The sequence below is a fragment of the Leifsonia virtsii genome (genome assembly GCF_030433675.1).
Taxonomy (GTDB): Bacteria; Actinomycetota; Actinomycetes; order Actinomycetales; family Microbacteriaceae; genus Leifsonia; species Leifsonia virtsii.
The window spans coordinates 123,151-148,055 of record NZ_JAROCB010000003.1 but is presented as its reverse complement, the minus strand read 5'-3'; the positions used below and the strand labels follow the sequence as shown (position 1 = coordinate 148,055).

The following is a 24,905-nucleotide window of genomic DNA, read 5'->3' as shown; positions in this document are numbered from 1 at the left end:
TCAGGCGGCGGCGCGGGCGAAGTAGTGGCCGGCGGCGAGGTCCTCCAGGAGGGTGGGGCCGGTCGGCCGCCAGTCGAAGCGCTCCTGGGTGAGGGTGCTGGAGGCGGGGATGTCGAGCGAGAAGAAGCGGCCGATCCAGCCGAAGTGCGCCTCGACGTCCTCCGATGCGATGGAGGCGGCGGGCACGCCCGCGCCCCGGCCGATCGCCTCAGCGATGTCGCGGGCCGCGACGCCCTCCTCGCCGACGGCGTGGACGATGTTCGCGACGCCCGGGTTCTCGAGGGCCTTCGCCACCAGGCGCCCGGCGTCGGAGCGATGGACGGCCGCCCATCGGTTGGCGCCGTCGCCCACGTATCCGGCGACGCCGGTGCGCCGTGCCGTCTCGGCCAGCACGGCCGTGAAGCCGTGGTCGCCGTCGCCGTGCACGGTCGGCGCGAACCGCAGCGCGACCGGCTGGATGCCGCGCTCGGCGAATCCGAGTGCGAGCGCCTCTGCACCGCCGCGGGGAGCGTCGGGGCCGGTGAAGGGCGAGGCGTCCTCCTCCGTCGCCGGTCGGCCCGGCGCGACCATCGCGATGCCGGAGGCGAACAGCAGCGGCTTGCCCGTGCCGGCGAGGGCGTCGCCGAAGGTCTCCATGACGGCACGCTCGGTGCGCCCGGAGGCGGCGTAGTCGCTGAAGTCGTGCTTGAAGCCGAGGTGGATGACCGCGTCCGCCGCCTCCGCGGCGGTCCGCAGCGTGCCGAGGTCGTCGAGGCTGCCGGCGATGGGGGCGACACCTGCGGCGCGCAGGCGCGCGGCGGAGTCCTCCGAGCGGGCGATGCCGCTCACCTCGTGCCCGGCGGCGAGCAGTTCGGGCACGACGGCTGAGCCGATCCATCCCGAAGCCCCAGTCATGAAGACGCGCATGGCGTTCTCCTCTCAATGATGTTGATGTCAGAGACTGTCGTCAGACTAGCACTCATGTCAGACTCTGTCATCACTATGATCGTCATATGGGACGTTGGGAGCCGGACGCGCGCGGGCGCATGGCGCAGGCGGCGCTCGAGCTCTACCTCGACCCCGGCTACGAGCAGACGACCGTCGCCGACATCGCCGAGCGTGCAGGGGTGACCGAGCGCACGTTCTTCCGCCACTTCGCCGACAAGCGCGAGGTGCTCTTCTCCGGCTCCGAGCAGTTCCAGCGGGTCGTGCTTGCCGCGATCGAGGCCGCCCCGGAGGGTGCCCCGCCGCTCGACGCGGTCGCAGCGGGTATGGATGCGGCGGCCGCAGCGCTGCAGAGCCAGCCCGACCCGACCTTCCCGCGCCGGCGCGCGGCCGTGATCGCGGCGAACCCCAGCCTGCAGGAGCGTGAGCTGCTCAAGATGGCCACCCTGGCCACGGCCTCCGCACGGGCGCTGGTCGCCCGGGGTGCGGAGCCCGGCGAGGCGGCGGTCGCCGCGGAGGCCGCGGGCGCCGCCTTCCGGCTGGCCTTCGAGCGCTGGACCACCTCCGACGAGCCGCTGGACCTGCGCGCCCTCGTCGCCGACGGGGTCGCCCGCTTCCGTGCCCTCGCCTGAGGCGTCGTACACATCTGGGACGTTCGTCCCAGTGTGCCCATAACTGGGGCACAGCCGACTGTATGCAAAGGCATCGATCAGCCGCTAGAAAGGACAGAACGGCCGTTTCACCTGCCCGATACAGGTGAGCCGCTTTCCGAGAGCGACAGGCCGTTACCACCCGAATTGTGCCCTTGGGGGACACGTGCTTACCCGACGCCTGTTGGCGCGCGCCCGAACGCGCCTCGCTGCCCGAAAGTCCACCACTCTCCGCGCCTCTGCGGCCGTCGCCACCGGCGTCGTGCTCGCGCTGGTCGGCTCCCTCGCCATCGGCGTGCCGGCCGCCAGCGCGGACGATCTCGGCTCCGGTGTGCTCAACCTGTCGAAGACGGCCGACGTCAGCGACATCGCGCCGGGCCAGCAGTTCCTCTACACGATCAACTACGGGTGCTCGTCCACCACGACCGGGTGTGTGAACGCCACCATCACCGACCCGGTCCCCGCGCCGCTCGTCGTCGTGGGCCAGCCCAACGTCGTCGGCGCGGGCAGCGTCACCGCGACGGTGACGGGCAACACGGTGAAGGTCGCCTTCCAGGACTCGGTCCCCAACACCACGCCGGCGAGCACGGGCCTCGCCGCGGGCACGACCGGAAGCGTCCAGGTGCAGGTGAAGCTGCCGGACACCGTGGCGAAGTCCTTCGACGGCCAGACGCTGACCAACACGGCGACCGGCACCCTGCACGACGACGTGTACCCGACGGCCATGGCCGAGGACACCACCAGTGCGTCCGTCACGCTGGCCAACGGCAACCTGCAGGTGACCACCGCCAAGACGTTCACTCCGACGAGCACCCTGCAGGCGGCGCCGAAGGACCCGATCCAGGTCGCGCTGCAGGCCCGCTCGGCAGGCACCCTCGCCCCGAAGGTGCTGGTCATCGAGGACTCGGCCACCACCTTCTGGAACGCGTTCACGCTGAAGTCGTTCACCCAGCCGACGCCGCCGACGGGCGCAGACCGCGTCCAGGTCGACGCGCGCACCGGCCTCGGCGCCCAGGCGGTGTGGACGACGGGCACGCCGACGACGATGACCGCGGCCGCCCTGCCTGCCGGGATCGCGGCGGCCGACGTCACCGGTCTGCGGTTCACCTTCACCAAGGCCGACGGCACCGCGTTCGCCGCCAGCGGCAGCGGCAACAACGTCACGCTCAACGTGTCGCTGCGGTCGACCCTGCGCGACGGCTCCGGCCCGGTGACCTCGACCGTCGTCGCCTCGCCGATGCCGGGGGAGACGGCGGCAGGCACGATCACGGACGCCGTGACCGCCGATGCGTCCTACAACACCGTCAAGGCGACCCAGGCCCGGGCCACCGCCGCCTTCACCGTCCTGCCGGGAACGGCGACGCTGGCGGTCGAGAAGACCAGCCCGGGTCAGGCCGCGTCCGGTCGTGAAGTGAACTGGACGCTCCGGTTCAAGAACACCGGCACGGGCATCCTGCCGAACCCGGTGGTCACCGACACCCTCACGGCGAACGGCTCGCTGCTGTTCGTGCCCACCAACGTGCCCTCCTACAGCACGTCGACCGGCGGGACACTGCCCATCGACCCTGCGGCGGTGACCCGCAGCTTCGACGCGGCCTCCGGCACGATCCGCTTCACCTGGCCGGCCGGCTCCGCGCTCGCGCCGGGCGAGACCTACAGCATCACCCTGGCGCTGCAGATCAAGCCGGGGCTCGCGCCTTCCACCACGGCGGTCAACACGTTCGGCGTGAAGACCGACCGCACCCTCGACTCCGGAGGCTGCACCGCGCTGAACCCGGGCAACGGCCGCGCCGTCTCCCTGACGGCCGGCGTCTGCTCCACCAGCAACGTGGTGACCACCCTCTCGCAGGGCTCGTTCACGGCCTCCAAGGGCGTGCGCTCCGACACCGGCGAGGCGCAGAACGTCGCCAACGCCTCGGTTCCCTGCACCGCGGACGCCGACGGCTACTACCGCTACCCGTGCGCGGCCGTCAGCGGCATCGGCCACACCGACTCCTGGAAGCTCGAGATGGTCAACGGCGGCAACGTCGCCGCGACGGCACTCACGGCCGTCGACGTCTTCCCGCGCAACGGCGACGTCGGCGTGGTCGACCCCTCCTCCCGCGGGTCGGTGTACGCGCCGCGGTTCAACGGCGACATCGCCTATCTCCCGTCGGCCGAGGTCTCGGGATCGGCGCTCGCCTGGTTCGTCACGACGTCCGCGACGCCGTGCGTGAAGGAGATCACCCCTGGCGGCACCTGCCCCGCCGGCTCGTGGAGCCCGTCGTCGGCGGTCGGATCGACCATCGCGGCGGCCGACGTGACCGCGGTGAAGCTGGTCTTCGACTTCAGCAAGGCCCCGGGCGGCGTCCTCCCGGCGGGCGCCTCGGTGAAGGTCACCTACAGCACCACCAACGTCCCGACCACCGCGGCGGGCGACGGCCGGGCTCCGGTCAGCGCGCCCGTCACCGGCGTGCGCGCCTGGAACTCGTTCGGCTTCTACCCGACCTACGCGTCCGGGTCGCAGCCGGCGGGTCCGCAGGAGCCGATCAAGGCCGGAGTCATCCTCACCGGCGGTCCGCTGCAGATCACCAAGACCGTCACCGGTCCTGCGCAGCAGTACGCGCCGACGAGCTTCGTCGCGGACGTCTCGTGCACCATCGACGGCGTCGCCGTCGACCTCGGCGCGCAGAAGTCCGTGACCCTGTCGGCCGCGGGCGGCTACACCGCGCGGATCGACGGCATCCCGACGGGCGCGGTCTGCGAGACGACCGAGCACGGCCCCACGGGCTCGTACGGCGAGTCGTCGCGGACGGTCACGCCGTCGTCGGTCACCATCGCCGCCGGCGACCCGGCGCAGCCGGTCCCGTCGGCGCAGCAGGTGTCGATCGTCAACGACTACGAGGTGACCTCCCTGACCGTCACCAAGCACGTCGACACCGCGGCGACGACCGGCGCGTTCGGTCCGTTCGGGTTCACGGTCGTCTGCGAGTCGTCCCTCGGCCAGGCCGTTCCGCTCGCGGCGGGCGACAGCGCGTTCACGCTGGCCGACGGTGCGAGCCGCACGATCACGGGCCTGCCGATCGGCGCAGCGTGCACCGTCACCGAGACCGACTCCGACGGCGCGGCCGCGGCTCCCAACCACGTCGGCATCGCCGTCGACGGGGCCGCGGAGGTCACCGGCCCTCAGGCCGTCGTCCGGCTCGCGGGCGATGATACGGCCGTCGTCACGAACCACTACGCCGCGGGCACGCTGGCGGTCACCAAGACCGTAGACGGCGACGCCGCGGGCGACTACGGCGACGGGCCCTTCACCCTCCACGTGCAGTGCGTCTACACCGGCTCGCAGACCCTGTTCGACGGTGACCTGAGCATCGTGGGCGGCCAGACCGTCACCGTGCCGGGGGTCTTCCCGGCGGGCACGGAGTGCTCCGTCGCCGAGACGGGGAACGGCGGGGCCACCGGCACCACCGTCGACACCCCGACCGTGCTCATCCCTGGCAACGCCGACGGCACCGTGGCGGCAGTGACCGTGGATGTGACCAACACGTTCTCGTCCGGCTCCGTCACCATCTCCAAGGTGCGCACCGGTGCGGGTGCCGCGCGCTACGGCGACGGCCCGTTCACCGCCCAGCTCGTCTGCACCTGGCAGAAGGACGGCCAGACGCTCACGATCCCGCTGCCGGACGGCGGGGCGGTCGTGCTCGACGCGGCGAACGGCTACCAGGCGACCGTGACCGGCCTGATCCAGGGCGCGCACTGCGACGTCACGGAGACGGCGACCGGCGGGGCGACGTCCGTCGCCATCGCGCCGGCCGGGGGCGTCACCGTCCCCTCCGGAACACCGGCCGCGGTGACCATCACCAACACCTTCGACACCGGCTCGGTGACGATCGACAAGAAGAGGGTCGGCCCCGGCGTGGCCCTCTTCGGCGACGGCCCGTTCACCGTGCAGCTCACCTGCACCGCGCTGATCGACGGCGCCGTCACCCCGATCGACCTGGGCGCGGACGCCACTCAGACCCTGTCGAAGGCCGACGGCTACACGGCGACGGTCGATGGCATCCTGGCCGGGGCGTCCTGCGCCGTCGAGGAGACGGACGCGGGCCTCGCCACCTCGACGACGCTCAGCCCCGCCGACGGAACCGTGACGGTCCCCGCCGGCTCGGCGGCGACCGTGACCGTGACGAACACGTTCCTGATCGGCCACCTGAGCATCGCGAAGCAGGCGGACCGCTCCACCGCGAGCGTGGGCGACACGATCGTCTACACCATCCGCGTCACCAACGACGGGGCGATCGACGCCACGGACGTGAAGGTCAGCGACCTGCTGCCGGACGGCCTGCAGGTGCTCGGCGCCACCCCGTCGGCGACCACCGGCTCGGACGGCCTGCACTGGACGCTCCCGTCGCTCGCGGCCGGCGCGACCGCCACGATGGTCGTGACCACCAAGCTGGTAAGCCCGGTCGACACGGTCAACCGGGCGACGGTGGAGACGCCGACCGGCCCGTGGACGCCGTCCACCGGCACCGGCGGCTGCGGCGACACGTCGACCGCCTGCGCGACCGTGCTCGATCCGCCCCGCACTGGGCTGGCCTCGACCGGGTCCGACGTGCTCGGGGCCGCCCTGTGGGCGGCGCTGGCCGCACTCGGTGGGGTGATCCTCCTCTCCGCGGGCGTCCTGCGGCGGCGCACCCGCCGAGGCTGAGCCGACCGGGCGGCGCGCGGGCTTGTCCCGCGCCCGCCCGGTGGGATGATGTGCCGAAGAACAGGCGCCGCCCGGCGTCTCGAGCGAGGGGATCGCACATGGCAGCAGAGACCTGGGTCGATCGTCCGGACGCCCCGCCGCATCCCCATCACCATCACGGCTGGTGGTGGAAGACGCTGCTCACCGGGCTCGCCCTGTGGATCCTGACCATCGTCGTCACCGCCGTCACCCGCAACACGAACCTCATCCCGACGCTGATCCTGCTCGGGAGCTTCCTCGTGCCGTTCTGCGTCGTCCTGTTCGCGATCGAGCGGGTGACCGGCAGTATCAGCTCGCTGCAGCTGGTGCTCGCGTTCTTCGTCGGCGGCATCTTCGGCGTGCTCGGCGCCTCCCTGCTCGAGGTCAACCTGCACCAGAGCTACTGGCTCTACCTGCTCGTCGGCCTCATCGAGGAGCTGGTGAAGGGCGTCCTGCTGATCATCATCGGCTGGCGCGTCGTGCCGAAGACCGCGACCCAGGGCGCCCTGCTCGGGGCGACCGTCGGCGCCGGCTTCGCGGCGTTCGAGTCGGCGGGCTACGCGTTCAACGCCGCCATCACCACCCAGGGGATCGACCTCGTGTCGCTGCTCCAGACCGAGGTGCTGCGCGCGATCCTCGCGCCGGTCGGGCACGTGCTCTGGACGGCCGTGCTCGGCGCCGTGCTGTTCGGCGCGGCCCGCGGGCGCGACCGGTTCCGGTTCTCGTTCTGGATCGTGCTCACCTACGCCGGCGTCGCGGTGCTGCACGCGCTGTGGGACTCGGCGACCGACGTCGCCGCGGTGCTCGCGCTCATCGCCAACGGCCGTGCGGTGGCGGAGCTGACCTCGTTCGGCGGACTCTCCGCCCAGACCGCGTCCGCCGTCACCGCGCTCGCCGGCATCCTGTACATCGTGGTGCTGATCGTGGTCGCGGCGGCCGGCATCCTCACGCTGTGGCTGATACTGCGGCACTACCGCCGGGCCGAGCGGGGCAGGGCGGCAGCGCAGCCGATCGTCTAGGCGACGGGTGCGGTCGCCGGCGCGCCGGCCCGCCGTCTCCGCTCGACCGCGCGGTCGGCGTCCTCCGTGGCGAGGTCCGCGTTCAGCTGCGCTCCGGCCAGCGCGCCGGCCGCCGCCGCGGCTCCCACCTGCGCGGTGGCGTTCGACGCGTTGCCGGCCACCCACACCCCGGGCACCTCGGTGCGGCCGAAGGCGTCCGCGCGGATGGTCATGCCCATCCCGCCCGGCAGCTCCTCCAGCGGCAGCGACAGGGAGGCGAGCCCGACGACGCGGGCCTCCAACCGCGTCGCGACGGCGAGGACCTCGCGCGGGACGATCCGGCCGTCCTCCAGCCGCACGCCGGCGAGGCGGTCGTCCGCCGACTCGACGCCTGTCACGCGGTCTGCGACCACCGGCACGTCGAGGGCGGCCAGCCGCTCACGCGACTCGGCGCCGAGGGCGTGGCCGTTCTCGAAATAGACCACGTCGTCGGACAGCTGGCGGAACAGCAGCGCCTGGTGCATCGAGGTCTCGCCGATCGCGAGGATGCCGATCGCGCGATCCCGCACCTCCCACCCGTGGCAGTAGGGGCAGTGCACGACGTCGTGGCCCCAGTGCTGGGCGAGGCCCGGGACGTCGGGCAGCACGTCCACCACGCCGGTCGCGACCAGCAGGCGGCGGGCGCGCAGCGTCCGGCCGTCGGCCAGCGCGACGGCGAAGCCGTCCGGCTCGCGCACGGCGTCGGCGACCTCGGCGTTCAGGATGCGGCCGCCGTACCGGTGCACCTCCTCACGGCCGGCGCGCAGCAGCTCGGCGGGCGGCGTACCGTCGCGGGCCAGGAGTCCGTGCACGGCCTCCGCGGGCGCGTTGCGCGGCTCACCCGCATCGACCACCACGACCGTGCGCCTCGATCGGGCCAGCATCAGCGCGCCGTTCAGGCCGGCCGCGCCTCCGCCGATCACGAGGGCGTCCAGGGTCTCGTCGTTCCGTTCGTCCGTCATACCGGCAGTGTCGCCTCGCTGTAGAGCGGGCAGCAAGCCGGTTTGCCGAAGTGGCAAACTGTCGGCATGGACACCGACGACGCGATCGGTGCGGCCGGCATCCGCCTGCGGGCGCTGCGCCGCGACCGGGGCATGACCCTGGCCCAGGTCGAGGAGGCCACCGGCATCTCCACCAGCACGCTCAGCCGGCTGGAGTCCGGCGGCCGGCGCGCCACCCTCGAACTGCTGCTCCCGCTCGCGCGCGTCTACGGCACCACGCTCGACGAGCTGGTCCGGGCGCCCGGCGTGCCCGACCCGCGGGTGCGCTCCCGACCCATCCGCCGCGATGGGATGACGATGCTGCCTCTCACCCGGCACGCCTCCGGGCTGCAGGCCTACAAGATGGTGCTGCCGCCGGGCCGGCGGACCGTGCCGCAGCCGCGCACGCATGAGGGATACGAGTGGCTGTACGTACTCAGCGGCCGGCTCCGGCTGGTCCTCGGTGACACCGAGACGGTGCTGGAGCCGGGCGAGGCTGCCGAGTTCGACACCCGGATGCCGCACTGGTTCGGCACGCAGGACGGCGGACCGGTCGAGCTGCTCTCGCTGTTCGGCGCGCAGGGCGAGCGGGCGCACGTGCGGGCGAGCACGGTGCGGCGGGGCTGACCGCCGCCCGGCGCTCACTCCTCGGCGCTCATTCCTCCGTGAGCGCCTCCTGGGCCTCCTTCGGCAGCTTCCGCACCTTGGTGCGCCGCTTGCGCCGGTCCGGGATCATCGAGCGCATCTCCTCCAGGCGGCCGAAGCAGAGCAGGCGGTCGCCCGGCTCCAGTACGACGCCGCTGCGCGGGTTCGGGATGACGGACGTGCCGCGGTGCAGGGTCAGCGCCGTGATGTCCCGCTCCCACAGGCCGGAGTCGCGCAGGGTCTTGCCGACGATGTCGGCGTTGGTGTGCACCAGCAGCTCCGCGACGCCGTAGCCGGTGGAGACGCTCAGCCGCTGGCGCACATCGATCTCGGGGAAGGCCACCTGGTTGTCGATGAAGTCGACGATCGCGCCCGCCACATCCAGCCCGGTCGCCCGCTCGATGCCCTCGAGGCCCGGCGAGGAGTTCACCTCCATCACGAGCGGGCCGTCCTTGCCCTCCAGCATGTCGACGCCGGCGACGCGCAGGCCCATGATCTGGGCCGAGCGGACCGCGGCCTCCTCGAACTCGGGCGACAGCGCCACCTTCTCCACCGTGCCGCCGCGGTGCACGTTCGAGCGGAACTCGTCGCCGCTGGCCACGCGCCGCATCGCCGCCACGACGCGGTCGCCGACGACGAGGGCGCGGATGTCGCGGCCGCGGCTCTCCGAGATGAAGCTTTGGATGAGGACGTTCTGCTTCGTCGAGTGCAGCGTCTCGATGATCGACTCGGCGATCTTCGCCTCCGGTGCCAGGATGACGCCGATGCCCTGCGTGCCCTCCAGCAGCTTGATGACGACCGGGGCCCCGCCGACCCGCTCGATGGCCATCCGCACGTCGGCGCGGCTGTTCACGAACGCCGTGCGCGGCATCCCGATGCCGTGCCGGGAGAGGATCTGCGTCGCCCGCAGCTTGTCGCGCGAGTTCGTGATGCCGTTCGCGGTGTTCGGCGTGTACACGTCCATCTGCTCGAACTGCCGCACGACGGCGGTGCCGTAGTACGTGATCGAGTTGCCGATGCGCGGCAGGATGGCGTCGTAGTCCGAGAGCAGCCGCCCCCGGTACTGCAGGTCCGGCTCGTCGCCGGAGAGGTCGATCGCGAACCGCAGCGTGTTCAGCACCTTCACCGTGTGGCCGCGCTGCTCCGCGGCGGAGCGCAGCCGCTGCGTCGAGTACGCGTGCGGGGCGCGCGAGAGGATGGCGAGTTTCACGGGGGTGCTCCTGCGAAGATGGGGGAATGGCCGACACCCATCTAAACACCGACACGGTCGGCTGGCGCGAGTGGGTGAGCCTTCCGGGGCTCGGCGTGCCGTGGATCAAGGTGAAGGTCGACACCGGGGCCCGCAGTTCGTCGCTCCACGCCTTCGACATCGAGGAGCTCCCCGGCGACCGAGTACGGTTCCGGGTGCAGCCGTGGCAGGACTCCGACCGGGACGCGGTGACGGCCGAGTGCGCGGTGCACGACCGCCGCGTGGTGCGCAGCTCGTCCGGTCACACGGAGGAGCGCATCGTCGTGCTGCTCGACCTCGTCATCCACGGCCGCACGGTGAGCGCCGAGACGACGCTGACCAACCGCGACCAGATGGGCTTCCGGATGCTGGTCGGGCGCGAGGCCCTCCGCCAGGGCTTCGTGGTCGACCCGGCGCGCTCTTTCCTCGGCGGCCGGGCGCCGCGCGATGTCCGCCGCCGCAACCGCGGCCGCGACGACGCCTGACCACTCGGGGTCGGCAGCGACTCGTCACGAATCGCGCCGGTTCGTCACGAAACGTCAGGGCGAGGAGGCTAGTTGAGCGACCGATAGACCTCGCGACGATGGCGCGCCTGGAGCACGAGGATGAGCAGTCGATCGTCGTGGATGTCGTAGAGGACCCGGTAGTCGCCGGTCCGGACACGCCAGGTGCCTGCGGCGTCGACGAGCTTCTTCGCGGCGGGTGGCCGCGGTGTCTCGGCAAGCAGCTCGATCACGGCCTGGATGCGGCGCCGCGCCTGCGGGTCGAGCTTCCGGAGATCACGCGCGGCGGCTGGGGCGAGCTCGATCCGGTAGGTCACGCGAGCCCGAGTTCGGCCTTGACCTCATCCCAGGGGACGGGCAGGGCGCCGGTCTCGGCCATCTCGCGGCGGGCCGCCTCCGCGGCCTCCGCGTCATCGAGGTCCTCAAGCCGTTCGAGCAGTCGGTCGAAGTCGTCCGCGTCGACCAGCACGGCGACCCTGCGCCCGCGCCGGGTGAGGGAGACGGCCTCATGCTGGAAGTGCGCGCGGTCGACGAGTGCGCCGAGCTGCTGCTTGGCCTCCGAGACCGAAAGGACGTCCGTCATGAACCAATAGTACCAAAAGGTCCATTCGGACGAATCGGGCTGCGCAACAGCAGCTACTCGCCGAGGCCGAGCTCGCGCCGCCAGTGCGCCAGGAACTCGGCGCCCGCGTCGTCGTGGATGGCGTCGCCGATCGTGATGACCTGGTAGGGCCGCTCGAGCACGCCGTCGGAGGGGCGGACGTCCACGTGCGCCACCTCGTACCCGGCGTCGTGCACGTAGTCCGCCATCTTGTAGTCGCTGCGGGAGTCGCCGATCGAGCGCCAGCGCCGGGGCAGCGGGCCGCGGGCGGCGAAGTAGTCGAAGGCGCGCTGCGCCCCGCGGTCCTTGTCGAGGAGCACCGACTCGATGTCGGTGGAGATGATGGTCGGGTCGATCCGGTACGGTACCTCCCCCGACGCGTCGGGCGAAACGCGGGAGGCGTAGCGGAGGCCGACGCCGAGGCCCGTGAGCGCCTCGAACGCCGCATCCTGGAAGCGTGACTGCGCCTCGGCGTAGGTCGCCGCGTCCACGTCGGTGCGCTGCTCGACCGAGATCATCGCGCGCTTCGTCTCGTCGAAGAACATCGTGTCGGCGAAGCGGTCGCGCACGAGCGAGCGCACCGCATCCACCGCCTCCGGCGTGAACGCGACGGTCTCGTTGACCGTGACCTCGCCCATCCCATCGCCGGTGATCGGGGCCCACGCGCCGCCCTTCTCGAACACGCCGAACATCCGCGCACCGCGCTGCTCCAGCGCCTCGCCCAGGCCGGCGTCGCAGAGCGGGGTGACCACCTGGTGGCGGATGAAGTCGCCGGAACGGCCCGTGATGAACGCGATCGGGACGCCCGCCGCCGCCATCGCGACCAGGTCGGTGACGATGCTGCGGATGGCGATGGTACGGGTCACCGGACTCGCGATGGGTCCGTCGACGTCGAAGAGCAGGCCGAGATTGTGCACAGTCCATTCTCTCGCTGCGAGAATGGTCGCATGTCGCAGCCCGCCCCCGCAGCCTCCCCGCTGTGGCATCCGGAGGCGCCGAGCACCGTCGTGCACGGCGACAACCTCGAGGTGCTCGCCGGGCTGCCGGACGCGTCCTTCCGGCTGATCTACCTCGACCCGCCGTTCAACACGGGCCGTCCCCAGGCCCGTCAGACCCTCACCTCGGTGCGCTCCGAGGGCGGCGCGGGGAGCGTGATCGGGTTCAAGGGCCGCAGCTACGAGCGGATCAAGGGCGACCTGCTGCAGTACGACGACCGGTTCGAGGACTACTGGGGCTTCCTGGAGCCCCGGCTGATCGAGGCGTGGCGGGTGCTCGCCGACGACGGGACGCTGTACCTCCACCTCGACTACCGCGAGTCCCACTACGCGAAGGTGCTGCTGGATGCGCTGTTCGGGCGCGAGTCGTTCCTCAACGAGATCATCTGGGCGTACGACTACGGCGCGAAGCCGAAGAACCGGTGGCCGGCCAAGCACGACACGATTTTGGTCTACGTGAAGGACCCGTCGGCCTACCACTTCGACTCGGCGGCGGTCGAGCGCGAGCCGTACATGGCGCCGGGGCTGGTGACGCCGGAGAAGGCCCAGCTCGGCAAGCTCCCGACCGACGTCTGGTGGCACACCATCGTGTCGCCCACGGGCCGCGAGAAGACCGGCTACCCGACCCAGAAGCCGGAGGGCGTGCTGCGCCGCATCGTGCAGGCGTCGAGCGCAGAGGGCGACTGGGTGCTCGACTTCTTCGCCGGCAGCGGCACGACGGGAGCGGTCGCGGGCGCGCTCGGCCGGCGCTTCCTGCTGGTCGACAGCAACCCGACGGCCATCGCGGTCATGCGCGAACGACTCGCCTCGGCGGACCCGGCCGTCCGCTTCGTCGGCTGACCGCTCGTCGGCTCACGGCTCCCGGGCTCAGGCGGGATGCTCCACGTGCGCCTTGAGCGCGCGCATCGTCCGCCTGCTCTCGGCCGCCGCCATCCGCACGAGCGCGGGCTGCATCGCCCGGAACACGCCGTGCGTGGTCAGCTCGCCGACGCGCACGACCCGCGTGTGCCCGTCCCTCTCTTCGAGGTCGTACCGGATGCACGCGTCGACGCTGCCGGACGGCTTCGCCTGGTGGAAGCGCAGAGAGCGGTCCGGGTCCTCCCCGGTCAGCGTGCCGCGCATCCTGCCGACCGTCGTCGAGTCGACGTAGGCGCCGGACCCGTCCCCGGCGCGGGTGCCGCGGTACACGACCGAGCGGTGCAGCCAGCCGGGGTAGCCGTCGAGTGTCCGCAAGGCGACGTACACCTCGTGCGCGGGAGAGGCGATGTCGATGGTGTTCGTGATGGTTCTCATGCTGCAGGAGTAGTCGCCTGCGCGCCGATCGGCGAGGGGAGTTCCACCTCTGTTCGGCGTTCATCCGGAATTCTCGAAGCGGTGTGTGGAAGGGTTGAGAGCACTATGCGATCGAGCGTCCGTGCCCTGCCCTTCCTCTGGGGCGCGCTGGTGTCGGCGGCCCTGTTCGTCGCCGTCTACCTGGTGTTCGTGCGCAGCTACATCGGCCAGGTGATCGACGAGCGCGCCTTCGCCGGCGCCGACGCCTGGAAGGGCGACCTGATCGAGTTCGCGCACGGCTTCCTCGATGCGCTGCCGGTCGCCTCCGTCGTGATCGGGGCGGTGATCGCGCTCGTCATCGTGCTCGTGCGCCGCAACTGGCTCGTCTTCGCCGTCGCGGTCGGCGCCGCGGTCGGGGCGAACGTGAGCACGCAGGTGCTGAAGTACACGGTCCTCTCCCGCCCGGAGAAGGGGGTGGATGTCGGTCTCGCCAACTCGCTCCCCTCCGGTCACACCGCGGTGGCGGCGTCGGCTGCGCTGGTGGTGTTCCTCCTCGCGGCCCCGCGCTTTCGGCCGCTCGCCGCCGTGGTCGGCTCGCTGTTCGCGATCGCGGCGGGCGCATCCACCCTGGTGGAGCAGTGGCACCGGCCGAGCGACGTCGTCGCAGGGATGCTGGTGGTCGCGTTCTGGGGCTGCCTCGCCGGAATCGTGCTCGCCTGGCTGCGGCTGCCCGGCGCCGAACCGCCGGTGCGCAGCAAGCTGTGGCCGCTGGTCTGGGTCGGCGGCGTGTGCGCGGCAGGGTCCGTCGTGGCGCTGTTGATCACGTACTTCTCGGCGCAGTCGGGCACGGAGCACCTCTTCGTCGCCTACGCGGGCGGCGTCGCCGCGATCGTCGCCACCGGTTTCGTCATCGCCGCCCTCGGCAACCGCCTCTACCGCCGCCTCGCCTGACCGGGGCCCCGGCTACACCGGCAGGCTCACGCCCGCGAGGGTCTCGACCTGAGACCAGACACGCGACACCGTCTCCGGGTCGGGTGCCGCGGTTCGTGCCGGCGTGGGGATACGCACCGGCACGCCGCGCATGCCTTCCCGAGGGCCGAGGTAGCTCCCGCTGCGGATCTCCGGATCGGTCAGTGCGCGGACGCCCGGCCAGGCCGCGGCGTCCTTGCCCTGCGCCCACGGCGTGTAGGGGTTGCGCTGGTACGGCGTCGTGTCGTCGCGGATGCCCGGTCGGCGGGGGGGTCCGGGCATCCACGCCGACGCCCGGGTGCGTCACGATCGACGCCACCGGCAGGCCGGCGGTGCGCAGCCGGCGATCCAGCTCGAAGGCGATCACCTCGGTGACGGCCTTCGCCTTCGCGTAGGCGACGACGCCGAGCCGCGGCACGCGCGTGGCGTCGTCGAAGCCGGGGCGGAACCGTGCGACGAACCCGGTGGAGGCGTGCACGATGCGGCTCTCGCCCCCGTGTTCGACGGCGGTGGCCGTGAGCGCGGGCAGGATGCCGGCGAGCAGCCGGAAATGCCCGACGACGTGGGTGCCGAGAAGCAGCGGCAGGCCGTCCGGGGTCCGGTCGCGGGCGTTCATCGACATGGCGCCTCCGTTGAGGAACACCCCGTCGAGTCGCGGGAGGGCCGCGAGCTCCGCCGCCGCGTCGTCCACTGCCGTGAGGGAGCCGAGCTCCAGGACGACGGTCCGCACGTGCGCGTCCGGGGTGCGCGAGAGGATCGCCTCGCGCGCGGCCGTCAGCCGGGCGGCCGAGCGGGAGGCCAGTACGACGTCCGCGCCGGCCGCCGCCAGCTGCTCGGCGGCGAAGTAGCCGATCCCGCCCGTCGCGCCCGTCACGACGATCGTGCGTCCGTCTTGGCGCGGGGGGTTCGCGGGGTCCCAGTCCTGGTCGGCCGCCGTCAGTGTGCTGGAAGTTCTGGTCATCGGTCTCTCGTCTCTAATTGGATAGGTCATCCGGTAACCCTCACCATACCGGATGAACTATCCACTTCGGCTATGATGGTCGCCATGACACCGCTGCGCTCCGACGCCGTCCGCAGCCGCGAACGCATCCTCGCCGCGGCCGCCAAGCGGGAGCGCACGACACTGCGGCTCAACGACGTAGCCCGCGACGCGGGGGTCGGCGTCGGCACCGTCTACCGGCACTTCCCGACCGTCGACGCCCTCGTCGAGGAGCTCACGGCCGGTACTGTCGATCGGGCGCTCGCCGCGGCACGCGGCGCCCTGGCCCTCGACGACGCCAGGGTGGCGTTCGACGGCTTCCTGAAGACCATGCTCGACCTGCTGCTCTCCGACGAAGGCCTGCAGCAGGTGCTCCTCGCGGCGGACGAGTCCTCTCCCGAGGTCCACGCGGCAAAGCTCGAGCTGACGCGAGCCGCCGGCACCCTCCTGGAGCGCGCGCAGCGAGCAGGGGCCGTCCGGCCGGGCCTCACGCTCCAGCAGCTCATGCACCTGGTCTGCGGGTTCGAGCGCACTGTCCGCCTCGGCCCCCCGGAGGACCGGGCGACCATCACCGCCGTGCTGAGGGCGGGTCTGCGACCGGATTGAGAGGTCGGTGCTGTCGACAGCGAGCAGCTCAGCGGTCGAAGAACTCCAGCAGAGCCCCGGCGAGGGCGGCGGGAGCCTCCTCGGCCACGTGGTGTCCGGAGTCGATGGCGTGGCCCTCCACGTCGCAGGCCCAGTCGCGCCAGATGACGAGCGGGTCGCCGAAGAGCTGCTCCAGGTCGTCGCGCTGCGACCACAGCACGAGCAGAGGGACGGCGAGCCGGCGCGCGGCGGCGCGGTCCGCCTCCTCGTCAGCTCTGTCGACCGTCAGCCCGGCGCGGTAGTCCTCGAGCATCGCGCGCACGACCTCCGGGCTGTGGATCGCCTCTCGGCGCTCGGCGAAGTTCTCGGCGCCCATAGCCTCCGGGTCGCCGCCGTACCAGGCGTCCGGGTCGGCGCCGATCACCCGCTCCGGTGTGTCCGGCTGGGCGAAGAAGAACCAGTGGTACCACTCGGTGGCGAACTCCGGCGTGATCCGGTCTAGGTGCTCAACGATCGGGATGCAGTCGAGCAGCGCGACCCGGCGCACGGCCTCGGGATGGTCCATCGCGAGCCGGAAGGCGACGTAGCTGCCGCGGTCGTGCCCGACGAGCTCGAACCGGTCGTGCCCGAGCCGGCGCATCAGGGCGAGGACGTCGCCGGCCATCGCGCGCTTCGACGCCTGGGCGTGGTCCGGCCGGGGCGCGGGCGCCGTCGACCGGCCGTACCCGCGCAGGTCGGGCACCACGACCGTCCGACCCCGCTCGGCGAGCAGCGGCGCGACCCGGTGCCAGGTGGCACCGGTGCGCGGGTGCCCGTGCAGCAGCACGACGGGCGGTCCCTCTCCGCCGTGACGGACGTGGAGGCGCGCCTCGCCGACGTCGACGTCGTCGACGGCGAATCCTTCGAACACGGGCGTCCGGTCCGGCGGATCAGGCCTTGGCGCGCAGGTTCTCCGCGATCTTCGCGAGCGAACCGTCGAGCGCCTGCTGCATCCCGTCGAACTCGTGCGTCGTGTGGATGCTGAGCTCGACCCCGTCGTCCGTGAGCCGCAGGGAGCCGTGGTAGTCGTGCGGCCCCGGCGCCGACCAGCGCACCTCGCGGGCGGCGCGGTCGACATCGAACGCCGCCTCCGAGGTGACGGTCTCGTCCTTGCCGTCCTGGTCGGCGTCGACGTGGGCGGTCGTCTCCACCTTGCCGTCGGGCAGCTCGTGGGCTTCCGTCATGCGCGGGAAGTAAGCGGGCAGGTTCTCCGGGTCGGAGATGTAGTCGAAGTACTCGTCGGCGTCGCCCTCGAGGGGCCGGGTCGCGGTGTAGGTGGGCATGCCGCGACGGTACGCCGTCGCGGCGGCGGCGCAAGCGGCCCGCTCAGAGCCAGGCCCGCACCGGTGATGGCAGCCGGCGGAGCCGTGGGCTGACCCGCTCGCCCAGCGCCGTCACCGAGAAGGCCCGCGCCTGGGCCGGCCACGCGATCACGACCACGCTCAGGGCTGCCATCAGCGGGTACTCCCAGGTCAGCTGGTCGGAGGACCAGTACAGCAGCAGCGTCAGCAGCGACATGAGGGCCGCGGGACGCGTGAGCACCCCGAGGATCAAGGCGATGCCGAGCCCGGTCTCGAGCAGGGGGATGCCGACGCCGAAGAGTCCGGGCGCCTGCGCGAGGGTGGCGTGCGCGAAGACGTCGAAGTACTCGGGGACCCGGGTGTTGTTCTCCCCGGCCTTCGCGACGATCAGGATGTCGTCGGCGCCGAATCCGGCGTGGAACTTGAACAGCCCCTCCGGGATGAGCCAGAGCAGCCCGAGGGCGACCCTCGCCGCGCCGACCAGGGCGGGCGCGACGAGGGATCCGACGGTGGTGCGCACGATCAGGCCAGGGCGGCGGCGCCGAAGACGGCCTTCGCCTTGTCGCAGTGGATGACGACGTCCGTGTACGACGACGTGTCGATCCCCTTCAGGTCGAAGGTCTGCGACGCCTTGTCGTACGACACCGCGGAGATCTGCTTTCCGGCGGTGACCGCGGCCTCGTCGGTCCCGTTGGTCAGGTAGACGTGCAGGTCAGGGCCCTCGTCGGAGGAGAAGCCGGCGAGGGTGAGGGTGTCGCCGGCGATCGTGGCGGTGCCCGCCACCGTCATCTTGTTGAGGCCGGAGAAGGTGCCGGTGCGGTCGTCCGAGGCGGCGGTGGTCGAGTTCGACGAGGAGGACGAGGACGAGGACGACGGATTAGCCGTGTCGGCGCCGGCGCCCGCGGAGCAGGCGGTCAGTCCGGCGGTGAGGGCGACTGCGGTCGCGGCGAGGAGGAGGGTCTTGCGCATCGGTTCTGCCTTCTGTTTCAGTTCGCCGGGCGGCTGCCTCGGCGAGATCGAAGGTAACGACGCGACCTGTCACAGGTATCGAGCATTTCAGCTCTGTAAGGATTGGCCTCTGACGTGCACGACGGAGGGAGGCTCGGGTCATGGTCACCGCATCCCGCCCCCGCGTGCTGGTCGTCGAGGACGACCGGACTGTGCTCACGGTCGTCGGCGACTACCTGCGCCAGGCGGGGTACCGCGTCGCCGGGCACACCGACGGCGGCAGCGCGCTCGCCGCGCTACGGGAGCGCATCCCGGACGTCCTGATCCTCGACAGGATGCTGCCCGTGCTCAGCGGCGACGAGCTCTGCCGTGAGGCCAGGGCGATGGCGCAGCACCTGCCCATCCTGATGCTCACGGCCCTCGACCGCGTCGACGACCGGATCGAGGGGCTGGAGCACGGTGCGGACGACTACCTCACGAAGCCCTTCGCCCTGCGCGAGCTCGTGCTGCGGGTCGACGCCATGGTCCGGCGGGCGTCCGCGGCGCCGGCTGCCGCGTTCGGGGTCGGGCCGTTCGGCGTCGACCCGGTGCGCAGGCGCGTCTCGGTGGATGGGCGGGAGGTGCCGCTGACCGCACGGGAGTACGAGCTCCTGGTGTACCTGCTGCAGAACCCGGGACGGACGGTGACGCGCGACGAGATCATGCGCGAGGTGCTGGGCTGGAGCCACGGCGACCCGTCGACGGTGACGGTCCACATCCGGCGGCTGCGCGAGAAGATCGAGCCGGAGCCGCACGATCCCCGCCACCTGCTGACGGTGTGGGGCGAGGGCTACCGCTTCACCGCAAAGGGGGTGCGCCGATGACCGCGGGCGACCTGTGGTTCATCGTGGCCACGACGTTCGTCTGCACCGCTGTCGTGTTCCTGGCGGCCGCGGTGCTGGCGAACCGCGTGCGGCGCGCCTCCCTCGGCTGGCGTTTCGCGGTGGTCCTCGGCGCGGCGATCGTCTCGATCGCGTGCTCGACGGTCGCGGTGTCGGCCGGGATGTACTTCTCGGCGCACGACCTCGACGTGCTGTTCTGGATCGTGTCCGTCTCCGCGGTGTTCAGCGTCGGCGGCGCCTGGCTCGTCACCCGCGGCGTTCGCCGGTCGATCGCTGCCCTCACCGACTCCGCCCGGCGGATCGCCGAGGGCGAGGTCGTTGCGGCGCGATCGGGGGAGGCGAAGGAGCTGGCCGTCATGTCGGCGCAACTGGCCGACACCTCCGAGCGACTCGCCGCCGCGCGGGCGGAGCTGGAGCGGCTCGACGCCGCGCGCAGCACCTTCTTCTCGTGGATCTCTCACGACCTCCGCACGCCCCTCACCGGCGTGCGGGCGCTCGCCGAGGCGCTCGAGGATGGGATGGTGGACGAGCCGCGCGAGTACGCGTCCCGCATCCGGCAGCAGGTGGACACGATGTCGCGGTTGGTGGACGACCTGTTCGAGCTCTCCCGCCTGCAGAGCGGGACGCTCCGCCCGCGGCTGGAGCGGGTGGACCTGCTCGACGTGGTCTCGGACGCGGTCGCCGACGTCCGGCCGCTGGCGGAGGAGCGGGAGGTGTCGATCGCGCACGGCGACGTCGGGCCGCGGACCGTGCTGGCCGATCCCTACCTGCTCGGGCGGGTGCTGGTGAACCTGCTGGCGAACGCGGTCCGTCACGCGCCGCCCGGCAGCGCCGTCGTCGTCTCGGCCGAACGGACCTCGTCGACGACCGTGATCCACGTGACCGACGAGGGTCGCGGCGTCGCGCCGGCCGACCTCGGCCGCATGTTCGAGGTGGGCTGGCTCGCCGACCCGGCGCGCACCCCCGATCGCGGCCCCGGCGCCTCCGGCGCGGGCCTCGGCCTCGCCATCGTCCGCGCCGTCGTCACCGCCCACCGCGGCTCCGTGCGCGCCGCCCACGTCCCCCAGGGCTTCCGCCTCACCGTCGAGCTCCCCTGATCCCCCCACCCCAAGCCATCAGCTCCTGAGTTCTTCGCGTGACACGCCGAGCGGAGGGCGAAGAACTCAGGAGCTGATGGCTTGGGAGCGGGGTCAGGTGCTTTGGCGGATGACGAGTTCGGTGGGGAGGAGCGTGACGCGGTCGACGGGGTCGCCGGCGAGGCGCCGGACCAGGACGCGGGCCATCGTCTCGCCGAGGCCGATCGACGGCTGGTGCACCGTGGTGAGCGGCGGCGTCGACATCAGGCCGAAGCTGTCGTCGTCGTAGCCGACCACGGCCACATCGCCCGGGATGCTCAGCCCGGCCTCGTGGATCGCCGAGTACGCCCCCGCCGCCATCTGGTCGTTCGCGGCGAAGAGCCCGTCGATCGGGCGGCCCGCGGCGAGCAGGCCGCGCATCGCCTCCAGGCCCGACGCGGGCGAGAAGTCGCCGTACGCGACCTGCGACGTGTCGAGCCCGGCCGCGTCCATCGCCTGCTTCCAGCCCGTGAAGCGGTCGAGGCCGGCGGGCATGTCCTGCGGGCCGGTGATCAGTGCGATGCTCCGCCGGCCGCGCTGGATGAGGTGCTCGGTGGCGACGCGGGCTCCGGCCACGTTGTCCACGTCCACGTAGTAGGAGGCGTGCTGGCTCTCGCTGACGGGCCGGCCGCCGAAGACGAGCGGCAGCGAGGTGCCGAGCTGCGCGTACGAGTGGTCGCCGGAGTGGTGCGAGACGACCAGCGCGCCGTCCACATTGCCGCCCATCAGGTACCGGCGGGTCTTGTCGGGGTTGGTCTCCGACGAGATCACCATGTTGAGCGTGTACTCGGTGTCGGCGAGGCTCAGCGCGACGCCCTGCACGATGGAGGCGAAGAACGGGTCGGCGAAGACCTTCGCCGTCGACTCGGGCACCACCAGGGCGATCACCTGCGTGCGCCGCGACGCCAGCGAGCGCGCCGCACGGTTCGGCACGTAGTTGAGGTCGGCGATCGCGCGCTCCACCGCGGCGACCACCTCGGGGGTGACCTTGGGCGAGCCGTTCACCACGCGGGAGACCGTCGCGCGTGAGACGCCGGCGCGCGCGGCGACAGCCTCCAGTGTGGGCACCACTCGGCCCGCCACCTGTTCCGTCGTCATGGGGTCTCCTCGTCGTCCGCGTCCATGCTAGACGCGGGAGGCGCTCGCCTCGCCCACCGCCTCCCCGGCCCGTGCTTCGGCGATGACCCGGGCGAAGGCGCGGCCCGAGTCCTTGACGGTGCGCAGCTGCGTCTCGTAGTCGACCCGGACGATGCCGAACCGCTTCGCGTAGCCCCACGCCCACTCGAAGTTGTCGAGCAGCGACCAGACGAAGTACCCGCGCACGTCGGCGCCCTCGTCGATCGCGCGGCCGACGGCGTCGATGTGCGCGAGGATGTACGCCTCCCGGTCGAGGTCGTGCACCGCGCCGTCCTCGGCGACCGCGTCGTCGTAGGAGGCGCCGTTCTCGGTGATGTACAGCGGCGGGAGGGCGGGGTACTCGCGCGTCAGCCGCAACAGCAGGGCGCGCAGCCCGTCCGGGTTGACCTCCCAGCCCATGGCGGTGGTGGGCAGGTGCCGCGACGGGAAGGTCACGTACTCGCTGCCGACGAACGGCGACGACGTGGGTCGCGGCGTCGGCGTGACGGCCGCGGGCTCGTCGGCCCCGAGCGGATGCCCGCTGACGTTGTCGTCGTGGTAGTGGTTCACGCCGAGGAAATCGAGCGGCTGCGCGATCGTCGCCAGGTCGCCGTCGTGCACGAGCTCCTCGAACCGGTGCTCGCGCACGTCCTCCAGCACGTCGGCCGGGTAGGCGCCGAGCAGCAGCGGCTCGAGGTACATGCGATTCCACAGCCCGTCGATGCGGCGCGCGGCCTCCCGGTCGACGGGGTCGGCCGGGTCGTTCGGCACGGCGGTGGTCAGGTTGAGCGTGATGCCCAGCCGCAGCGACTCCGCCCGGCCGGCGGCGGTCGCCATCGTGCGCAGTTCGGCGGCGGCCAGCCCGTGCGCCAGGTGCTGGTGGTGCAGAGCCGCGAGCGCCGCCCGCGGCTCCTGCCGTCCGGGGGCATGCTCGCCGCCGGCGTAGCCGATGAGCGACGAGCACAGCGGCTCGTTGAACGTCGTCCAGTGGTCCACCCGGTCGCCGAGGGCGTCGTAGACGGCGACCGCGTAGTCGCGGAAGCGGTACGCGGTGTCCCGGTTCGCCCATCCGCCCTTCTCCTCGAGCGCCTGCGGCAGGTCCCAGTGGTACAGGGTCAGCCAGGGCAGGATGCCCGCGCCGAGCAGCTCGTCGACCAGCCGGTCGTAGAAGGCCAGGCCCGCGCGGTTCACCGTGCGGTCGCCCGGCTTCACCCGGGCCCACGAGGTCGAGAAGCGGTACGACTGCAGGCCGAGCGACGCCATCAGCGCGACGTCCTCCGGCATCCGGTGGTAGTGGTCGACCGCCACCTCGGGGGTGTCCCCTCCGGCGATCGCGCCGGGGACCCGCGCGAACGCGTCCCAGATCGAGTCCTCCTTGCCGTCCTCGTGGGCGGCGCCCTCGATCTGCGCGGCGGCGGTGGCCGACCCCCAGAGGAAGCCGGCGGGCCAGGTGCGGTTCATTCTCAGCCTTTCACCGCGCCGGCCATGATGCCGGAGACCAGCTGCCGGCCGGCGAGCACGAAGAGGATCAACAGGGGGATGGTGGCGAGCACGGCGCCCGCGAGCACGATCGAGTAGTCGACGTACTTCGCCGACTGCAGCTGGCTCAGCGCCACCTGCAGCGTCGGGTTCTGCGGCGCCACGAGCAGCGGCCAGAGGTAGTCCGTCCACGCGGTCATGAAGGTGAAGAGGCCCAGGATCGCCATGGCCGGCCGCGCGGCCGGGACACCGACGTGCCAGAACGTGCGGATCATGTTGGCGCCGTCCACGCGGGCCGCCTCGATCAGCTCCTCCGGGATGACGTCGACGAGGTACTGGCGCATGAAGAACACGCCGAACGCCGTGACGAGGGTCGGCACGATGACCGCTCCGAGCGTCCCGGTCCAGCCGAACTGCTTCATCACCATGAACAGCGGGATGATGCCGAGCTGCGTCGGGACGGCGAGGGTCGCCACCACGAAGACCATCAGGCCCTCGCGGCCGCGGAAGCGCAGCTTCGCGAACGCGTAGCCCGCCAGCGTCGAGAACGCGACGACCGAGACGGTGATGACCGACGCGACGATGATCGAGTTGCCGAGCGCCAGCCAGAACGGGACGGTGTCGAGCACCTGGCCGACGTTCGTCCAGAACTGCCCGCCCGGCAGCAGCGGCGGCCAGGTGGAGGTGAGCACGGTGCTGTTCGAGGAGCCGGCGACGAACGACCACCACAGCGGGTAGGCGCCGCCGATGAACAGGGCGAGCAGGATCCCGTAGGTGAGGAAGCCGGGGCGACGGTCGATGCCGAGCGCCTTCCGCTTCGGCGCACGCGTGGTGCGCTCGGTGCGAGCGGGTCGGGTGGTGGTGGCGGTCATACGTTCTTCTCCTCGCTCGCGGCGGCCAGGATGCGCGACGCCTGCAGGCGTTTCGCGGTTCTCCTTCGATGCAGGCGGGTCTCGGTGGAGGCGATGCGGCGCGAGATCAGGAAGTTGAGCACGCCGAACACCACGATCAGCAGGAACAGCAGCCACGCGATGGCGGCGGCCTTGCCGAAGTTCTGCCGGTTGAAGGCCATGTCCCACAGGTAGAGCACGGTCGTCTGGTACTGCCGCTGCGGACCGCCGGGCACGGCGCTCGACGGGTTGAACAGCTTCGGCTCCGTGAAGATCTGGAGGCCGCCGATGGTCGCCGTGATGATGACGAAGATCATGGTCGGCCGGATGCTCGGCAAGGTGATCGAGAAGAAGCGGCGGAACGACCCGGCCCCGTCGAGGGCGGCCGACTCGTGGATGTCGCGCGGCACCGCCTGCATGGCGGCCAGCAGGATGAGCGCGTTGTACCCGGTCCAGCGCCAGTTGACCATGGACGCGATGGCGACGTGCGACGGGAACGTCTGGGTCTTCCACATCACGGGGTCGAGGCCGATGGCCTGCAGGATGTTGTTGATCAGCCCGTACTTCTCGTCGAACGCACTCGAGAAGATCAGCGTGACGGCGACCGGGGTGACGACGTAGGGGAGCAGCACGCTCATCCGCCAGAAGGTCTTGGCCCGGATGTTCTGGTCGAGGATGGCCGCGATGAAGACGGCGGCGATCAGCTGCGGGATGGCGGAGAGCAGGAAGATGCTGATCGTGTTGAACAGCGAGTTCCAGAAGAACGGGTCGCTCAGTTCCGCCGCGTAGTTCTTGAAGCCGACCCACTCACCTGGACCGGTGAGCAGGTTCCAGTTGTTCAGCGAGACGACGAACGTATAGATGAGCGGGAACAGGCCGACGAGCCCGAACAGGATGAAGAAGGGCGCGACGTAGAAGTACGGCGACGCCTTCACGTCGAAGCGGCTGAGCCGCTGCTTGAAGCTGAGGTCGCCGCGGCCGGAGCGCCCGCGCGACGTGGCGGACGCGGCGGGTGCGGCGTCGCGGGTGGCGGTGGTGGTCATTGCGGATCTCCCGTGATTCG

At 71.7% G+C, this 24,905-nt stretch carries 26 protein-coding genes; 10 read left to right on the top strand and 16 right to left on the bottom strand.

Annotation, left to right across the window (positions count from 1 at the left end; all coding sequences use genetic code 11):
• The gene (locus P5G59_RS11535; RefSeq protein WP_301219022.1) at positions 1–906 is read right to left on the bottom strand and encodes an SDR family oxidoreductase; all 906 of its coding nucleotides are present in this window, start codon (positions 904–906) and stop codon (positions 1–3) included.
• Between the two features lie 86 nt (positions 907–992).
• On the opposite strand from P5G59_RS11535, the gene P5G59_RS11530 reads away from it, so the two are divergent.
• The 3 genes from P5G59_RS11530 to P5G59_RS11520 all read left to right on the top strand — a co-directional run bounded on the left by P5G59_RS11530 (position 993) and on the right by P5G59_RS11520 (position 7,298).
• On the top strand, positions 993–1,556 hold the full coding sequence (locus P5G59_RS11530) for a TetR/AcrR family transcriptional regulator (RefSeq protein ID WP_301219020.1): 564 nt from the start codon (positions 993–995) through the stop codon (positions 1,554–1,556).
• A gap of 202 nt (positions 1,557–1,758) precedes the next feature.
• Positions 1,759–6,261 carry a DUF5979 domain-containing protein gene (locus tag P5G59_RS11525; RefSeq protein ID WP_301219018.1) on the top strand — a complete coding sequence of 1,501 codons (4,503 nt, stop codon included), beginning with the start codon at positions 1,759–1,761 and terminating at the stop codon, positions 6,259–6,261.
• A gap of 98 nt (positions 6,262–6,359) precedes the next feature.
• Positions 6,360–7,298, top strand: coding sequence for a PrsW family intramembrane metalloprotease (locus P5G59_RS11520; protein WP_301219017.1), 939 nt, complete (start codon positions 6,360–6,362; stop codon positions 7,296–7,298).
• Here the strand turns inward: P5G59_RS11520 and P5G59_RS11515 are convergent.
• Entirely contained in the window at positions 7,295–8,278 is a 984-nt protein-coding gene (locus tag P5G59_RS11515; RefSeq protein WP_301219015.1) for an NAD(P)/FAD-dependent oxidoreductase, read from the bottom strand. The genes P5G59_RS11520 and P5G59_RS11515 overlap by 4 nt on opposite strands.
• A 66-nt stretch (positions 8,279–8,344) precedes the next feature.
• On the opposite strand from P5G59_RS11515, the gene P5G59_RS11510 reads away from it, so the two are divergent.
• Positions 8,345–8,923, top strand: coding sequence for a helix-turn-helix domain-containing protein (locus tag P5G59_RS11510; protein WP_301219013.1), 579 nt, complete (start codon positions 8,345–8,347; stop codon positions 8,921–8,923).
• Between the two features lie 28 nt (positions 8,924–8,951).
• On the opposite strand, the gene rimK is transcribed toward P5G59_RS11510, so the two are convergent.
• The gene (gene rimK, locus P5G59_RS11505; RefSeq protein WP_301219011.1) at positions 8,952–10,151 is read right to left on the bottom strand and encodes a 30S ribosomal protein S6--L-glutamate ligase; all 1,200 of its coding nucleotides are present in this window, start codon (positions 10,149–10,151) and stop codon (positions 8,952–8,954) included.
• A 26-nt stretch (positions 10,152–10,177) separates the two neighbouring features.
• On the opposite strand from rimK, the gene P5G59_RS11500 reads away from it, so the two are divergent.
• Positions 10,178–10,654, top strand: a complete 477-nt coding sequence (locus tag P5G59_RS11500) for an ATP-dependent zinc protease family protein (protein WP_301219009.1) — start codon at positions 10,178–10,180, stop codon at positions 10,652–10,654.
• 68 nt (positions 10,655–10,722) lie between these two features.
• On the opposite strand, the gene P5G59_RS11495 is transcribed toward P5G59_RS11500, so the two are convergent.
• From P5G59_RS11495 to P5G59_RS11485, 3 genes are read right to left on the bottom strand one after another with little or no spacing between them, the layout of a single operon-like run.
• Positions 10,723–10,989 (bottom strand): type II toxin-antitoxin system RelE family toxin, encoded by a 267-nt coding sequence (locus P5G59_RS11495; protein ID WP_301219007.1) that lies wholly within the window; start codon positions 10,987–10,989, stop codon positions 10,723–10,725.
• The gene (locus P5G59_RS11490; protein ID WP_301219005.1) at positions 10,986–11,255 is read right to left on the bottom strand and encodes a type II toxin-antitoxin system Phd/YefM family antitoxin; all 270 of its coding nucleotides are present in this window, start codon (positions 11,253–11,255) and stop codon (positions 10,986–10,988) included. The genes P5G59_RS11495 and P5G59_RS11490 overlap by 4 nt, the downstream gene beginning before the upstream one ends.
• A 53-nt stretch (positions 11,256–11,308) precedes the next feature.
• Complete coding sequence (locus P5G59_RS11485) at positions 11,309–12,190, bottom strand: hypothetical protein (protein WP_301219003.1); 882 nt, start codon at positions 12,188–12,190, stop codon at positions 11,309–11,311.
• A 30-nt stretch (positions 12,191–12,220) separates the two neighbouring features.
• Between P5G59_RS11485 and P5G59_RS11480 the strand changes: the two genes are divergently transcribed.
• Complete coding sequence (locus P5G59_RS11480) at positions 12,221–13,108, top strand: DNA-methyltransferase (protein ID WP_301219001.1); 888 nt, start codon at positions 12,221–12,223, stop codon at positions 13,106–13,108.
• A gap of 27 nt (positions 13,109–13,135) precedes the next feature.
• Here the strand turns inward: P5G59_RS11480 and P5G59_RS11475 are convergent, their stop codons facing one another.
• Positions 13,136–13,561, bottom strand: coding sequence for an SRPBCC family protein (locus tag P5G59_RS11475; protein ID WP_301218999.1), 426 nt, complete (start codon positions 13,559–13,561; stop codon positions 13,136–13,138).
• 105 nt (positions 13,562–13,666) lie between these two features.
• On the opposite strand from P5G59_RS11475, the gene P5G59_RS11470 reads away from it, so the two are divergent.
• Entirely contained in the window at positions 13,667–14,491 is an 825-nt protein-coding gene (locus P5G59_RS11470) for a phosphatase PAP2 family protein (RefSeq protein WP_301218997.1), read from the top strand.
• Here P5G59_RS11470 and P5G59_RS11465 read toward each other — a convergent pair.
• On the bottom strand, positions 14,448–15,470 hold the full coding sequence (locus P5G59_RS11465; protein WP_301218995.1) for an SDR family NAD(P)-dependent oxidoreductase: 1,023 nt from the start codon (positions 15,468–15,470) through the stop codon (positions 14,448–14,450). The genes P5G59_RS11470 and P5G59_RS11465 overlap by 44 nt on opposite strands.
• An 84-nt stretch (positions 15,471–15,554) precedes the next feature.
• Between P5G59_RS11465 and P5G59_RS11460 the strand changes: the two genes are divergently transcribed.
• Complete coding sequence (locus P5G59_RS11460; protein ID WP_301218993.1) at positions 15,555–16,094, top strand: TetR/AcrR family transcriptional regulator; 540 nt, start codon at positions 15,555–15,557, stop codon at positions 16,092–16,094.
• Between the two features lie 28 nt (positions 16,095–16,122).
• Here P5G59_RS11460 and P5G59_RS11455 read toward each other — a convergent pair whose 3' ends face one another.
• Genes P5G59_RS11455 through P5G59_RS11440 form a run of 4 tightly spaced genes read right to left on the bottom strand, consistent with a single transcriptional unit; the run spans position 16,123 to position 18,382 of the window.
• Positions 16,123–16,983 (bottom strand): alpha/beta hydrolase, encoded by an 861-nt coding sequence (locus P5G59_RS11455; RefSeq protein WP_301218991.1) that lies wholly within the window; start codon positions 16,981–16,983, stop codon positions 16,123–16,125.
• A 19-nt stretch (positions 16,984–17,002) separates the two neighbouring features.
• Positions 17,003–17,395 carry an SRPBCC family protein gene (locus tag P5G59_RS11450; RefSeq protein WP_301218989.1) on the bottom strand — a complete coding sequence of 131 codons (393 nt, stop codon included), beginning with the start codon at positions 17,393–17,395 and terminating at the stop codon, positions 17,003–17,005.
• Between the two features lie 43 nt (positions 17,396–17,438).
• Positions 17,439–17,933 carry a DoxX family membrane protein gene (locus tag P5G59_RS11445; RefSeq protein WP_301218987.1) on the bottom strand — a complete coding sequence of 165 codons (495 nt, stop codon included), beginning with the start codon at positions 17,931–17,933 and terminating at the stop codon, positions 17,439–17,441.
• A 2-nt stretch (positions 17,934–17,935) separates the two neighbouring features.
• Positions 17,936–18,382: a DM13 domain-containing protein gene (locus tag P5G59_RS11440; protein ID WP_301218985.1), complete on the bottom strand. Its 447-nt coding sequence runs from the start codon at positions 18,380–18,382 to the stop codon at positions 17,936–17,938.
• A gap of 140 nt (positions 18,383–18,522) precedes the next feature.
• Between P5G59_RS11440 and P5G59_RS11435 the strand changes: the two genes are divergently transcribed.
• Positions 18,523–19,224, top strand: a complete 702-nt coding sequence (locus P5G59_RS11435; protein WP_301218983.1) for a response regulator transcription factor — start codon at positions 18,523–18,525, stop codon at positions 19,222–19,224.
• Positions 19,221–20,339 carry a sensor histidine kinase gene (locus P5G59_RS11430; RefSeq protein WP_301218981.1) on the top strand — a complete coding sequence of 373 codons (1,119 nt, stop codon included), beginning with the start codon at positions 19,221–19,223 and terminating at the stop codon, positions 20,337–20,339. The genes P5G59_RS11435 and P5G59_RS11430 overlap by 4 nt, the downstream gene beginning before the upstream one ends.
• 93 nt (positions 20,340–20,432) lie before the next feature.
• Here the strand turns inward: P5G59_RS11430 and P5G59_RS11425 are convergent, their stop codons facing one another.
• From P5G59_RS11425 to P5G59_RS11410, 4 genes are read right to left on the bottom strand one after another with little or no spacing between them, the layout of a single operon-like run.
• Positions 20,433–21,455: a LacI family DNA-binding transcriptional regulator gene (locus P5G59_RS11425; RefSeq protein WP_301218979.1), complete on the bottom strand. Its 1,023-nt coding sequence runs from the start codon at positions 21,453–21,455 to the stop codon at positions 20,433–20,435.
• Between the two features lie 27 nt (positions 21,456–21,482).
• A complete protein-coding gene (locus tag P5G59_RS11420) occupies positions 21,483–22,934 on the bottom strand; it encodes a GH1 family beta-glucosidase (RefSeq protein ID WP_301218976.1) in 1,452 nt (483 codons plus the stop codon).
• Between the two features lie 2 nt (positions 22,935–22,936).
• On the bottom strand, positions 22,937–23,824 hold the full coding sequence (locus P5G59_RS11415; protein WP_301218974.1) for a carbohydrate ABC transporter permease: 888 nt from the start codon (positions 23,822–23,824) through the stop codon (positions 22,937–22,939).
• Complete coding sequence (locus tag P5G59_RS11410; RefSeq protein ID WP_301218972.1) at positions 23,821–24,885, bottom strand: carbohydrate ABC transporter permease; 1,065 nt, start codon at positions 24,883–24,885, stop codon at positions 23,821–23,823. The genes P5G59_RS11415 and P5G59_RS11410 overlap by 4 nt, the downstream gene beginning before the upstream one ends.
• Positions 24,886–24,905 lie beyond the last annotated feature (20 nt).

What these genes read in the sequence shown, in the direction of transcription:
- P5G59_RS11535 (WP_301219022.1), bottom strand. Translation starts at nt 906, where the DNA reads ATGCGCGTCTTCATGACTGGGGCTTCGGGATGGATCGGCTCAGCCGTC.
- P5G59_RS11530 (WP_301219020.1), top strand. Translation starts at nt 993, where the DNA reads ATGGGACGTTGGGAGCCGGACGCGCGCGGGCGCATGGCGCAGGCGGCG.
- P5G59_RS11520 (WP_301219017.1), top strand. Translation starts at nt 6,360, where the DNA reads ATGGCAGCAGAGACCTGGGTCGATCGTCCGGACGCCCCGCCGCATCCC.
- P5G59_RS11515 (WP_301219015.1), bottom strand. Translation starts at nt 8,278, where the DNA reads ATGACGGACGAACGGAACGACGAGACCCTGGACGCCCTCGTGATCGGC.
- P5G59_RS11510 (WP_301219013.1), top strand. Translation starts at nt 8,345, where the DNA reads ATGGACACCGACGACGCGATCGGTGCGGCCGGCATCCGCCTGCGGGCG.
- P5G59_RS11500 (WP_301219009.1), top strand. Translation starts at nt 10,178, where the DNA reads ATGGCCGACACCCATCTAAACACCGACACGGTCGGCTGGCGCGAGTGG.
- P5G59_RS11490 (WP_301219005.1), bottom strand. Translation starts at nt 11,255, where the DNA reads ATGACGGACGTCCTTTCGGTCTCGGAGGCCAAGCAGCAGCTCGGCGCA.
- P5G59_RS11480 (WP_301219001.1), top strand. Translation starts at nt 12,221, where the DNA reads ATGTCGCAGCCCGCCCCCGCAGCCTCCCCGCTGTGGCATCCGGAGGCG.
- P5G59_RS11475 (WP_301218999.1), bottom strand. Translation starts at nt 13,561, where the DNA reads ATGAGAACCATCACGAACACCATCGACATCGCCTCTCCCGCGCACGAG.
- P5G59_RS11470 (WP_301218997.1), top strand. Translation starts at nt 13,667, where the DNA reads ATGCGATCGAGCGTCCGTGCCCTGCCCTTCCTCTGGGGCGCGCTGGTG.
- P5G59_RS11465 (WP_301218995.1), bottom strand. Translation starts at nt 15,470, where the DNA reads ATGACCAGAACTTCCAGCACACTGACGGCGGCCGACCAGGACTGGGAC.
- P5G59_RS11460 (WP_301218993.1), top strand. Translation starts at nt 15,555, where the DNA reads ATGACACCGCTGCGCTCCGACGCCGTCCGCAGCCGCGAACGCATCCTC.
- P5G59_RS11450 (WP_301218989.1), bottom strand. Translation starts at nt 17,395, where the DNA reads ATGCCCACCTACACCGCGACCCGGCCCCTCGAGGGCGACGCCGACGAG.
- P5G59_RS11440 (WP_301218985.1), bottom strand. Translation starts at nt 18,382, where the DNA reads ATGCGCAAGACCCTCCTCCTCGCCGCGACCGCAGTCGCCCTCACCGCC.
- P5G59_RS11435 (WP_301218983.1), top strand. Translation starts at nt 18,523, where the DNA reads ATGGTCACCGCATCCCGCCCCCGCGTGCTGGTCGTCGAGGACGACCGG.
- P5G59_RS11430 (WP_301218981.1), top strand. Translation starts at nt 19,221, where the DNA reads ATGACCGCGGGCGACCTGTGGTTCATCGTGGCCACGACGTTCGTCTGC.
- P5G59_RS11425 (WP_301218979.1), bottom strand. Translation starts at nt 21,455, where the DNA reads ATGACGACGGAACAGGTGGCGGGCCGAGTGGTGCCCACACTGGAGGCT.
- P5G59_RS11420 (WP_301218976.1), bottom strand. Translation starts at nt 22,934, where the DNA reads ATGAACCGCACCTGGCCCGCCGGCTTCCTCTGGGGGTCGGCCACCGCC.
- P5G59_RS11415 (WP_301218974.1), bottom strand. Translation starts at nt 23,824, where the DNA reads ATGACCGCCACCACCACCCGACCCGCTCGCACCGAGCGCACCACGCGT.
- P5G59_RS11410 (WP_301218972.1), bottom strand. Translation starts at nt 24,885, where the DNA reads ATGACCACCACCGCCACCCGCGACGCCGCACCCGCCGCGTCCGCCACG.